This window comes from Mesorhizobium sp. W016 (assembly GCF_054719485.1).
Genome location: NZ_JBTTIF010000002.1, coordinates 5,642,240 through 5,652,954 on the forward strand (window position 1 = coordinate 5,642,240; position 10,715 = coordinate 5,652,954).

The 10,715-nt window shown below is 62.5% G+C and carries 12 protein-coding genes; 5 read left to right on the forward strand and 7 right to left on the reverse strand.

Annotation, left to right across the window (positions count from 1 at the left end; translation table 11 throughout):
• Positions 1–2: 2 nt before the first annotated feature.
• Genes ACYG9V_RS27675 through ACYG9V_RS27685 form a run of 3 tightly spaced genes read right to left on the reverse strand, consistent with a single transcriptional unit; the run spans position 3 to position 4,227 of the window.
• Entirely contained in the window at positions 3–1,886 is a 1,884-nt protein-coding gene (locus tag ACYG9V_RS27675; protein ID WP_352762338.1) for an ABC transporter ATP-binding protein, read from the reverse strand.
• 10 nt (positions 1,887–1,896) lie between these two features.
• Complete coding sequence (locus tag ACYG9V_RS27680) at positions 1,897–3,792, reverse strand: ABC transporter ATP-binding protein (protein WP_023705915.1); 1,896 nt, start codon at positions 3,790–3,792, stop codon at positions 1,897–1,899.
• Positions 3,793–3,819: 27 nt separating this feature from the next.
• On the reverse strand, positions 3,820–4,227 hold the full coding sequence (locus ACYG9V_RS27685; protein WP_352762340.1) for a hypothetical protein: 408 nt from the start codon (positions 4,225–4,227) through the stop codon (positions 3,820–3,822).
• 445 nt (positions 4,228–4,672) lie between these two features.
• Here ACYG9V_RS27685 and ACYG9V_RS27690 point away from each other — a divergent pair, with 445 nt between their 5' ends.
• Both ACYG9V_RS27690 and soxR read left to right on the forward strand, forming a co-directional pair.
• Positions 4,673–5,131, forward strand: coding sequence for a tRNA (cytidine(34)-2'-O)-methyltransferase (locus ACYG9V_RS27690; protein ID WP_352762342.1), 459 nt, complete (start codon positions 4,673–4,675; stop codon positions 5,129–5,131).
• A 146-nt stretch (positions 5,132–5,277) separates the two neighbouring features.
• Positions 5,278–5,724: a redox-sensitive transcriptional activator SoxR gene (gene soxR, locus ACYG9V_RS27695; protein ID WP_023691595.1), complete on the forward strand. Its 447-nt coding sequence runs from the start codon at positions 5,278–5,280 to the stop codon at positions 5,722–5,724.
• Here the strand turns inward: soxR and ACYG9V_RS27700 are convergent.
• Positions 5,721–5,978 carry a hypothetical protein gene (locus tag ACYG9V_RS27700; RefSeq protein ID WP_023683688.1) on the reverse strand — a complete coding sequence of 86 codons (258 nt, stop codon included), beginning with the start codon at positions 5,976–5,978 and terminating at the stop codon, positions 5,721–5,723. The genes soxR and ACYG9V_RS27700 overlap by 4 nt on opposite strands.
• A 275-nt stretch (positions 5,979–6,253) precedes the next feature.
• On the opposite strand from ACYG9V_RS27700, the gene hemF reads away from it, so the two are divergent.
• The 3 genes from hemF to ACYG9V_RS27715 all read left to right on the forward strand — a co-directional run bounded on the left by hemF (position 6,254) and on the right by ACYG9V_RS27715 (position 8,084).
• Positions 6,254–7,168: an oxygen-dependent coproporphyrinogen oxidase gene (hemF, locus tag ACYG9V_RS27705; RefSeq protein ID WP_023695814.1), complete on the forward strand. Its 915-nt coding sequence runs from the start codon at positions 6,254–6,256 to the stop codon at positions 7,166–7,168.
• 238 nt (positions 7,169–7,406) lie between these two features.
• Positions 7,407–7,667, forward strand: coding sequence for a DUF1344 domain-containing protein (locus ACYG9V_RS27710; RefSeq protein ID WP_352762344.1), 261 nt, complete (start codon positions 7,407–7,409; stop codon positions 7,665–7,667).
• A 231-nt stretch (positions 7,668–7,898) separates the two neighbouring features.
• The gene (locus ACYG9V_RS27715) at positions 7,899–8,084 is read left to right on the forward strand and encodes a DUF1059 domain-containing protein (protein ID WP_023670013.1); all 186 of its coding nucleotides are present in this window, start codon (positions 7,899–7,901) and stop codon (positions 8,082–8,084) included.
• Positions 8,085–8,090: 6 nt separating this feature from the next.
• On the opposite strand, the gene ACYG9V_RS27720 is transcribed toward ACYG9V_RS27715, so the two are convergent.
• The 3 genes from ACYG9V_RS27720 to ACYG9V_RS27730 are packed head-to-tail and all read right to left on the reverse strand — an operon-like array spanning position 8,091 to position 10,620.
• Complete coding sequence (locus ACYG9V_RS27720; protein ID WP_352762346.1) at positions 8,091–9,362, reverse strand: CCA tRNA nucleotidyltransferase; 1,272 nt, start codon at positions 9,360–9,362, stop codon at positions 8,091–8,093.
• Positions 9,359–9,991: a CoA pyrophosphatase gene (locus ACYG9V_RS27725; RefSeq protein ID WP_023683684.1), complete on the reverse strand. Its 633-nt coding sequence runs from the start codon at positions 9,989–9,991 to the stop codon at positions 9,359–9,361. The genes ACYG9V_RS27720 and ACYG9V_RS27725 overlap by 4 nt, the downstream gene beginning before the upstream one ends.
• On the reverse strand, positions 9,991–10,620 hold the full coding sequence (locus tag ACYG9V_RS27730) for a DUF1285 domain-containing protein (RefSeq protein ID WP_023686147.1): 630 nt from the start codon (positions 10,618–10,620) through the stop codon (positions 9,991–9,993). Before ACYG9V_RS27730 ends, ACYG9V_RS27725 begins: the two co-directional genes overlap by 1 nt.
• Between the last annotated feature and the right edge of the window lie 95 nt (positions 10,621–10,715).

A 10,715-nucleotide genomic window follows, 5' to 3' on the forward strand; every position in this document is an offset into this window, starting at 1 on the left:
CCCTACTCCGCCGGCCGTGTCTCTTCCAGCACGCTTTCCTCGTGGTAGAGGAAGCCGCCGGACTGCCGCTTCCACAGCCGCGCATAGAGCCCGTCGAGCGCCACCAGCTCGTCATGCGTGCCCTGTTCGACGATGCGGCCTCCGTCCAGCACCACAAGACGATCGAGCGCGGCGATGGTCGACAGCCGGTGCGCTATGGCGATGACCGTCTTGTTCTCCATCAGCCTGGCCAGATTCTCCTGGATCGCCGCCTCGATGTCGGAATCGAGCGCCGAGGTCGCCTCGTCGAGGATCAGGATCGGCGCATCCTTGAGGAAGACGCGGGCGATCGCGACGCGCTGGCGCTGGCCGCCCGACAGTTTCACGCCGCGCTCGCCGACAAAAGCCTCGTAGCCGGTACGGTCCCGGTTGTCGCGCAGGCCCAATATGAACTCGTGCGCCTCGGCCTTCTTCGCCGCCGCGATCACCTCGGCGTCAGTTGCATCCGGCATGCCGAGCTTGATGTTGTCGCGTAGCGAGCGGTGGAACAGCGCCGTGTCCTGGCTGACCACGCCGATATTGGCGCGCAGCGAGTTCTGCGTCACCTCGGCGACGTCTTGCCCGTCGATCAGGATTTTCCCGCTCTCGAGGTCGTAGAGGCGCAGGATGAGATTGGCTAAGGTCGTCTTGCCCGCACCGGACGGCCCGACCAGCCCGACCTTCTCGCCAGGCTTGACCACAAGGTCGATGCCATTCAGCACGCCAAAACCCTTGCCGTAGTAAAACTCGACATTCTTCACCTCGATGCGGCCGCCGGCGACGACAAGCTCTTTCGCATCCGGCGCATCGACAAGGCCAAGCGCCTGCGAGATCAGCGCCTTGGAGTTTTCCAGCACGCCGAGATTTCGCAATATGCCGTTGAGCTGCATCATCACGCGCCCGAGCAGCATGTTGAGCCGCAAGACCAGCGACAACGTGAACGCGACGGCGCCGACGGTGATCGACCCTTCGACCCAGAGATAGACGGCAAAGCAGCCAATCGCGGTGATCATGATGCCCGACAGCGTCGTCAGCGCCATGCGCACGCCGGTCAGCCGGCGGGTGAAGGGCCGTAGTGCATCGAGATAGATGTCGAAGCCGTTCTTGATGTAGCGGTCGTCGCCGTCGGCCGAGAATAGCTTCAGCGTCTGCACGTTGGAATAGGAATCGATGATGCGCCCATTGATCATCGAGCCAGCTTCCGCCGTGGCCTCGGCATGCCTGCGGATCGAGGGCAGATAGAGCTTGGCCAGCCAGGCGAACGCGAGGATCCAGATCACCACCAGCACGGCCAGGCGCAGATCCAGCCCGGCGACCAGCGCCAAGGTCGTCACCGTATAGATGAGCATGAACCAGATGACCTCGATGAAGCTCTCCATCAGGTCGCCGGTCGCCTGCCCCGCCTGCCAGACTTTTGTCGCGATACGGCCGGCGAAATCGTTCTGGAAGAAGGTGTAGGACTGGCGCGATACGTGCCGGTGCGCCTGCCAGCGCACCAGATTGTAGAACCCCGGCGTGATCGTCTGTTCGTTGACCAGCGCCGACAGGCCGACGACGATGGTGCGGATGACCAGCACCACTGCGATCATGAAGACAAGCTCAGGCCCGGCGGCGGTCCACAGGGCGTCCCAGCTGCGTTCACCGGGAAGCTGATCGAGAATATCGACCAGCCGCCCGACGAAGTAGAAAAGCCCGGCCTCGATCAGCGGCGCGATGCCGCCGATGACCAGCATGGCGAAGAAGGCGAACTTCGCCTGGCCGACATAGTGCCAGAGGAAGCCGCCGACGCTTGGCGGTGGCCGAAGGTCCGCCGGCTCCCTGAACGGATAGACCCAGTCCTCGAACCAGCGATAGACGGCTGTCATCATGCTGACGTCATCACTCTGCGGCTTCACCCTTCACGCCGATGTCGTTGGCAACAGCGTCATTGGCGGCATCGACCGGACCGTCATCGAGCAGGAACCCGCCCGACTGGCGCTGCCAGAGCTGCGCGTAGAGCCCGCCGCTGGCGACGAGTTCCTCGTGCGACCCCTCCTCGATGACACGGCCCTTGTCGAGGACGACGAGCCTGTCCATCGCCGCGATGGTCGACAGCCGGTGCGCAATGGCGATGACGGTCTTGCCTTGCATGAGCTTGTAGAGATTCTCCTGGATGGCGGCCTCGGCTTCGGAATCCAGCGCCGACGTCGCTTCGTCAAGGATAAGTATCGGTGCGTCCTTCAACATAACGCGAGCAATGGCGATGCGTTGCCGCTGGCCGCCGGACAATTTGACGCCGCGGTCGCCGACATGAGCGTCGAGCCCTTTACGTCCGGTGTGATCCGAAAGCCTGCCGATAAACTCCAGCGCCTCGGCCCGCCCGGCTGCCTCGACAAGCATTTCCTCCGTCGCATCGGGCCGCCCGTAAAGAATGTTGTCGCGCACGGAACGATGCAGCAGCGAAGTGTCCTGCGTCACCATGCCGATCTGCGCGCGCAGCGAATCCTGCGTCACCGAAGCGATCTCCTGGCCGTCGATCAGGATCCGGCCGTTCTCGAGGTCGTAGAACCGCAACAGGAGATTGACCAGCGTCGACTTGCCCGCACCCGAGCGCCCGACAATGCCGACTTTCTCGCCGGGCTTCACCGTCAGCGACAGGTTCTCGATGACGCCCTTCTGCTTGCCATAGTGGAAACGAATGTCGTCGAAGCGGATCTCGCCCTTGGTGACGGCAATGTCCTTCGCCCCCGGCCGGTCTTCGACCAGGCGCGGCAGCGAGATCGAGGCGATACCGTCTTGCACCGTGCCGATGTTCTCGAACAGGCTCGACATTTCCCACATGATCCACTGCGACATGCCCCACATACGGAGCACGAGGCCGATGACCACGGCGACGGCGCCGATCGTCACCGCCTGGCCGAGCCACAGCCACAGCGCCAGCGCAGTCACCGAAAACAGGAGCAGCGCGTTGAGGATATAGAGCAGGCCGTAAAGCACCGTCACCAGCCGCATCGACCGGTAGACCGTGTCAAGGAAGCCTGCCATGCCTTCTTTGGCGAACGTTGCTTCGCGCCGTGCATGGGAAAACAACTTGACCGTCTGGATGTTGGTGTAGCTGTCAACGACGCGGCCGGTCATAGTCGAGCGCGCATTGGCCTGCGCCTCCCCGACCTTGCCCAGCTTCGGGATGATATAGCGCAACAACCCGATATAGCCGAGCAGCCAGACGCCGAGAGGTGCCGCCAGCCGCAAGTCGGCCGAGCCGACGATGAACAGCATGCCGAGGAAATAGACGATGACGTAATTGAGCACCTCGATCACCTTGATGACGCATTCGCGCACAGCGAGTGCCGTCTGCATCAGCTTGGTGGCGATGCGGCCGGCAAATTCGTCCTGGTAGAAGCTCATCGACTGCTTCAAGAGATAACGATGCACCTGCCATCGGATGCGCATGGGGTAGTTGCCCATCAGCGTCTGCTGGTTGAGCAAAGAATGCAGCCATACCGTACCCGGCAGCGCGAACAGCACGACGAAGGCCATGCCGGCGAGCTTCCAGCTCTCGGTCTGCAGGAAGGTTTCGCGATTCTGCCCGGACAGCCAATCGACGATGTGGCCCATGAAGCCGAACATCCACACTTCCGCGATGGCAATCGCCGTCACCAGCACCGCATCGACGATGATGTATGGCCAGGCGCCGCGCGTATAATGCACGCAGAAGGCAACCAGCGTCTTCGGCGGCTCGACCGGTTCCGCTGCGGGGAACGGATCGAGCCTTCTTTCAAACCAGCTAAACATAGGGATGCTCACAAAACTGTTGTCCGCTCATGCGGCGCGGGAAAAATCCCCGGGGCGCTCCGCGTCCCCAGACCGTACGTCGGCGGGGACTGACGGCCCGGAATCACCCGGGCCATCGGTCCTGCTTCGCGCAATATAGGGACTTGCGGGCTTTTCACCGACAGAAGCGTTCGACTGAACTGACGGCACGCCGCCGCCAGTTCGGTTTTTCGCGCCCGGCCGGATCAGCCGGATGATCCGGCGCACCAGCGACGGCCGGCTGTGGTCGGGAACCGCACGCGAGAAATCGACATCCGGCAACATGCCGCGATGCGGACGCCGGCGCGTCTCGGCATGAACCGCCGACGAATAGGTCTCGCCGACCAGCAACGCCCAGGTCGCCGTCTTGCGTTCGTGCAGGCTTCTTGAACCCGGTATCTTATAGGGATCGAACATCGGTCCGTCCTCCGTGTGAAAATAGACATAAAAAGGCGAAGCAATGTCGTGCGCCGGCATTCGGCCGGAGGCACGGATTGCATCCGTCGGGACACGAGGATAGGCCTCGGTCGCGACATGCTCAGCTGGGGCGCTTGGCCCATTTAACCGGTTGAAAAACATCGCAGGATTCCTTCGAGAGCCGAAAATTGGGTTCGGCGGGAATCGGTGCGATCAGATCTAAGAAATCAGGTAAATCGTCGTACCGAAACCGCCGGAAGGCAGGTAAGCCCACGGGAGGGGCGCTGGATGTGCATGGTCATCATGAAATACCCCTCCATCGGTTCGGGTTGACAATGCGTGCGGTATAATCGACTTCGCAGAAAATGGCCACCCGCAGATCCAGCAATTTCCAAAACCAGCCACCCGCTGTGGCCGATCTGCCACTTATTAGAAAGACGCGGAAATGAACCACCGTCTCCGCATCGCCCTCTACCAGCCTGACATCGCCGGCAACACCGGAACTATCCTGCGCTTCGCCGCCTGCCTCGGCCTTGGCGTCGACATCATCGAACCAGCCGGGTTTCCGCTCTCCGACAAAGCGCTCAAGCGTGCCGGGATGGACTACCTCGAAATGGCTGCCCTGACCCGCCATGTCGACTGGAACGCCTTCGAGGATTGGCGCAAGGGCGAAGCCTGCCGGCTGGTGCTGCTCACCACCAAAGCCGCGACCCCCTATGCGGGCTTCAGCTTCGCCCAAGGCGACATCCTGCTGTTCGGCCGTGAATCCGGCGGCGTGCCGGATCCTGTCCATCAGGCGGCGGATGCGCGGCTGACGATCCCGATGCAGCCGGGCACGCGCAGCATCAACGTCGCGCTGTCGGTCGCCATGGTCGCCGGTGAAGCCATCCGGCAGCTCGGCTAGACCCTTCAGCGCGTTGTCGTCATCGCCAACGGCCGTTGCGTCTTGCATCATTCTCACCCAGGCGCACATCGCCTTCTCCTCAATTGCCCTATCGACGTTTCCTGGCTACAAGCTCAACTTAAGTTGAGGTCAAGCGGAAAATCGAGATGGCTCCGGTAAAGGAATTGACGGTCGGCCAGTTGGCCATGCGCAGCGGCGTGGCGGTGTCGGCGCTGCATTTCTACGAGGCGCGCGGGCTGATCCGCAGCCACCGCACGTCGGGCAACCAGCGGCGCTATGGCCGCGACGTGCTGCGGCGGGTGGCGATCATCCGGATCGCCCAGGAGGTCGGCATCTCGCTGGCCGAGATCGGCGCCGCACTTGAATCGCTGCCAGAAGGCCGTACCCCGACGCGCGAGGACTGGAACCTGTTGTCGACCGGCTGGCGCGACGACCTCGATCGCAAGATCACTCAGCTAAAGAAGCTGCGCGACGGCCTTACCGACTGCATCGGCTGCGGCTGCATGTCGATCGACAAATGCCCGCTGCGAAACAGGGAAGATCGCTTGAGTGCGCAAGGGCCGGGCGCAAGGCGACTGCTTGTGGAATCCTAATCCGCCGCGGGCAGCCGCCGTATGGTGAATTCGATTACGTCGCCCGGCCGCTCGAACCAGCTTTCGATCTCGGTCCAGTAGGCCTGCTTGGGAAAACGCTCGAACCATTCCTTGGCCTTGAGCCGCGCATCCGGGCGCGGCAGGACGAAGGTCTCGCGCAAAAACCCGTCACGCGGCATGCGCTCGCGCTCGGCGCGTGAACGATCGAGCCTTTTCTTCAGGCCATGCAGCGGCGGTCTTGCCGGCGTGCGCATGAAAGAACTCCTGGGCCGAACCAGATGACACTTGACCCTTGCCCCTAAGAGATTAGGGATCGCGCCCGGAAAAGGCTAGTGGTCCGATTCCAACATTCGCCTCCCTAATCCCCAGGCGCCGTTGCGAATGTTGGAATCACAAGGACCACTAGCAAGTTTATGTTTCTGGTGGAGTTTTCGAATTTGACATTTGCATCGTGCCCTGCGCCACGCTGTGTGCAAATGTCAAATTCACTCCACTAGGTCCTTTGTCGGCCGCGACCGGAGACAGCATTTTGGAACGACCAGAAATACCGGCAGGCCTGCCACCCGACATCGAACAGAAGAAAATGAAGGCTAGGCTCTGGTTCGAGACGCTGCGCGAGCGCATTTGCACAACCTTCGAGCAGATCGAACAGGAACTGCAGGGACCACTGGCCGAATGGTCGCCCGGCAGCTTCGAGAAGACGCCGTGGGAACGCGACAATGGAAAGGGCGGCGGCGGCGCCATGGCGATGATGCGCGGCCGCGTCTTCGAGAAGGTCGGCGTCCATACTTCGACCGTCTATGGCGAATTCTCGCCCGAATTCAGGAAGCAGATGCCCGGCGCCGAGGAAGACCCGAGCTTCTGGGCATCAGGCATTTCGTTGATCGCGCATCCCTGGAACCCCAACGTGCCGGCCGTGCACATGAACACCCGCATGGTCGTGACGTCGCGCCACTGGTTTGGCGGCGGCGCCGATCTGACGCCGGTGCTCGACCGCAACCGCACGGAAGATCACCCCGACACGGTCGCCTTCCATCGAGCCATGCAGTTCGCCTGCGAGAAGAACGCTGCGATCGCCGACCACCCCAAATTCAAGGCCTGGTGCGACGAGTATTTCTATCTGCCGCACCGCCACGAGCCGCGCGGCGTCGGCGGCATCTTTTTCGACTGGCTGCATTCGGGGGAGGAGAAAGGCGGCTGGAATGCCGATTTGAACTTCGTCCAGGATGTCGGGCGTTCTTTCCTTGTCGTCTACGGACACCTGGTTCGCGCCCATTTCAACGAGAACTGGACCGACGACGACCGCGACGAGCAGCTCATTCGCCGCGGCCGTTACGTCGAATTCAACCTTCTTCACGATCGCGGCACCATCTTCGGCCTGAAGACCGGCGGCAATGTCGCTTCGATCCTGTCCAGCCTGCCGCCGGAGGTCAGGTGGCCGTAAAAAATCGGTGAGCGAAACGTGAGCCGCATTGACGTCCCATTCGCCGAATCTGGGCAGCCAATGTGGCATCGCCATTATCTTTTTCGTCTAATAGGCGATTGAAATAAAACGACTATTTGTCGTTTCGGGCCGGGAAGCGCCGGCGGTTCAGTCCCGAACCGCGACACGACGCTACCGGACGGCCCTGAACAAGGCGGAGCATTTTCCAAACGGATGCCCGCATTTCCAGGAGTATTACATGCGAAAGCTCATTGTTTCGGCAGCCGCCGCTGCCCTTCTCGCTTCCGGCTCGATTGCCTCTGCCGCGGTCAAGCACACCACGGGCACGGTCAAGACCTATGATGGCACGGCCATGAGCCTTGTTCTGGACGATGGATCCACCTTCACGCTGCCCCAGACCTTCAAGGATCCAGGCTTGAAGGCCGGCGAAAAGGTCCGCGTTTCCTGGGACATGAGCGGCAAGAACAAGGTTGCCGAGTCCGTCAAGATCGTGAAGTGATGGGGACAAGACCGAACGGTCTTGCCTTGGCTTAGCCTGACAAGAGGGGGCGGAGCAGCGCTGCTCCGCCTTTTCGCACCCACGGCAACCAAAACCGTCGAACCGTGTTATGCTAGCTCCCCCGTGCGTGCCCCCGAAACCGACTGCTGTGACAGGGCGCGGAACAGAGATGGCGGAGCTTCGTGTGCCCATGAGAGGCACAGGCTCCAAGGAGGAAAAGGAGAAAACCCCATGAAGGAATTCCATTGCGGCTCGCTGGTTCCCGGCTGTGAGTGGCACACCCGTGCCGGTGAGGAAGCCGAGGTCATGCGCCGCGCCGTCGACCATATGCGCGAGACACATGGCGAAACGGTCATTCGCGAGACGATGATCGAGGCGATCCGCTCGCGCATCGAGAAAGTTCGCGACGCGGCCTGAGCAGTCCTATCTGGCCTTCAAGGCTTCCGCGGCGCGCTCCAGCAGCGCGTCGCGATCGAGCGCAAAGCCGGACCCGATCCATTCCTTTTCCAGGTTTTTCAGGATCGCACCGAGTATTGGCCCCGGCGACGCGCCAAGCGCCGTCAGATCGCCGCCCTTGACTGGGAACACCGGTTTTTCCCATTTCAGCGCAAAAGCGAGCAGGCGCGAAAACCCGCCGGCCTGAACCAGCGCGTCATTGTCCTCGAGAGCCCGCGCTCGCGCCGACGCCAGCGACAGCCGCACGCGATCGAGAAAACCCTGGCGCTCGCCGGAATAGAGTTTCTTGGCCAGTTCCGCTTCGCTTGTCTTGGGCTCGACGGCAGCCGTCAGCGCCCAGTGGCGCAGGCGCTCCGCCTCAGTGGTCGAAAGTTTCAGCCGCTCGGCCAGTGTCTTCATCCTCGCCGCATCGGGCGGCACGATCGCCTCCAGCCTGAGCAGCGGGTCCGGCGCCCAGCCCAGATCCTTTTCTGTCTTGGTCAGCCCATGAATGGCATCGATGCCCCATTTCTCGCTTTCCGGCAGGGCGCTGGTGAGCACGCCGGCCTGGCGCATCCACAGCAAGGCGCGCGACGGATCTGGGGCCGATAACAACTTCTTCAGCTCGGACCAGATGCGTTCGGCCGAGAGATGGGCGAGACCGTCCTTGAGCCGGGCGCAGGCCTTCAATCCCTCGGCATCGGGCCGACCCTCGCCATACCAGGCGAAAAAGCGGAAGAAACGCAGGATGCGCAGATAGTCTTCGCGGATCCGCTGCTCGGCATCGCCAATGAAGCGCAGCCTTCGTGCCTCGATATCGCCGACGCCGCCAACCAGGTCGACCACCGTCCCGTCAGCCTCCGCATAGAGCGCGTTGATGGTGAAATCGCGCCGTTCGGCGTCGGCCTTCCAGTCGCGGCCGAACGACACTTTGGCGCGGCGGCCATCGGTCTCGATGTCGGCGCGCAGCGTGGTGACCTCATAGGGCGCGCCGCCGGCAATCACCGTGATCGTGCCGTGCTCGATGCCGGTCGGCACCGCCTTGAAGCCCGCCGCCTCGGCGCGGCGAACGGTTTCCTCGGGCAGGCAAGTGGTAGCAACGTCGATATCGGCGACCAGCTGCCCAATCAGCGCATTGCGCACCGCGCCGCCCGCGATGCGGGCTTCCTCGCCGCCCTGCGCCAGCACGGCAAGCAGCCGCTGCAGATGCTTTTCACCCAGCCAGTCGGCTCTGCCCGCCAGCGATATCGGATCACTCAAGCATAGAGCCTTTCATAGAGCGTGCGGATGATGCCGGCGGTGACGCCCCAGATGCGCTGGCCGCCATAGGGCATATCGTAGAAGAACCATTCCAGGTCGTTCCACATGCGGCTGTCCCTGGTGTGGTTGGCCGGATCCATCAGGAACGAAAGCGGCACTTCGAAGGCGGCGTCGACCTCGTCGGAATTGAGCGACAGCGTAAAACCGGGCTCGACGATCGCCAGCACCGGCGCGATGCGATAGCCGCTGCCGGCGACATAATCGGGCATGCGGCCGATGATCTCGATGCGGTCATGGCCGAGGCCGATCTCCTCGAAGGTCTCGCGCAAGGCCGCTGCTTCCGGGGTCGCATCGGTGGGATCAATGGTGCCGCCAGGAAAAGCCACCTGCCCGGAATGGCTGCGCAGTTTTTCCGCCCGCTTGGTCAAAAGCACGGTCGCATCGCGTCCATGATCGACGACCGGGATCAGCACCGCGGCGTCGCGCAGCGCTTTGAGCTGCGTCAACCGTGGATGGCCGGGGTTGAAGCGATGATCGCCATAATCGTCGCCGGCATGGGCTTCAGCTTGCGCGGCGACCCGCGCGCGAAAATCCGCTGTGGAAAACGGCGGCGGCCTCACCTGATCCATCATGCGCTCAGCCGCTTCAGTTTTTCCGCCGGCATGATCGGATAGATTTCGCCTTTCGAGCGCACGGCAAACATCGTCTTGCCGCCAATATCGATCTCCTCGCCATGCTCGACCAGTTCGTACATCACCGGCCGCGCCACCAGCGCTTCCAGCCTCCCGCGCACCAGCACATAGGGCTTCAGGCCGCCGGTCTCGTTCTCGTCGACGAAGCGCAGCGGATGGCCAGGTCCGGCCTCGACGACATCGCCGACATTGGTGCGGAAAGTGATGGTCTGCTCGGCGCCGGCGCCGGAAACATCCATTTCAACCGCGATGAAAGGCGCGTCCACGACGCGGATGCCGACCCGTTCGACCGGCGTCACCAGATAGGTCCTGCCATCCTCGTCCTTGCGCAGCACGCTGGAAAACAGCTGCACCAGCGGCATGCGGCCGATCGGCGTGCCGAGATAGAACCACGTTCCGTCTTGTTTGATCTCCATGTCTAGATCGCCGCAAAAGTCGGGATTCCAGCGCTCCACCGGCGCCGCGCCCTTGCCGGCGCGAGCCGCACGCGAGATCAACGCTTCGAGACCGCGCGCCTCGGTTGCGGCAGTAAGGCTGTGCTCGCGATGTTCGGAGCGTTCCGTCATGGTCACGAAATAGTCACTGTTGTTCCGCTTGTCAGCCTAAGTCTGTGATTTAAATTCATTCGTAGGCGCCAGGCGAAGCCGAATCGCGGCATTCT

Coding starts and splice junctions, on each gene's coding strand:
- soxR (WP_023691595.1), top strand. CDS start 5,278: ATGGCTCCGGTAAAGGAATTGACGGTCGGCCAGTTGGCCATGCGCAGC.
- ACYG9V_RS27710 (WP_352762344.1), top strand. CDS start 7,407: ATGCGAAAGCTCATTGTTTCGGCAGCCGCCGCTGCCCTTCTCGCTTCC.
- ACYG9V_RS27685 (WP_352762340.1), bottom strand. CDS start 4,227: ATGTTCGATCCCTATAAGATACCGGGTTCAAGAAGCCTGCACGAACGC.
- ACYG9V_RS27730 (WP_023686147.1), bottom strand. CDS start 10,620: ATGACGGAACGCTCCGAACATCGCGAGCACAGCCTTACTGCCGCAACC.
- ACYG9V_RS27715 (WP_023670013.1), top strand. CDS start 7,899: ATGAAGGAATTCCATTGCGGCTCGCTGGTTCCCGGCTGTGAGTGGCAC.
- ACYG9V_RS27680 (WP_023705915.1), bottom strand. CDS start 3,792: ATGTTTAGCTGGTTTGAAAGAAGGCTCGATCCGTTCCCCGCAGCGGAA.
- ACYG9V_RS27690 (WP_352762342.1), top strand. CDS start 4,673: ATGAACCACCGTCTCCGCATCGCCCTCTACCAGCCTGACATCGCCGGC.
- ACYG9V_RS27700 (WP_023683688.1), bottom strand. CDS start 5,978: ATGCGCACGCCGGCAAGACCGCCGCTGCATGGCCTGAAGAAAAGGCTC.
- ACYG9V_RS27725 (WP_023683684.1), bottom strand. CDS start 9,991: ATGGATCAGGTGAGGCCGCCGCCGTTTTCCACAGCGGATTTTCGCGCG.
- ACYG9V_RS27675 (WP_352762338.1), bottom strand. CDS start 1,886: ATGATGACAGCCGTCTATCGCTGGTTCGAGGACTGGGTCTATCCGTTC.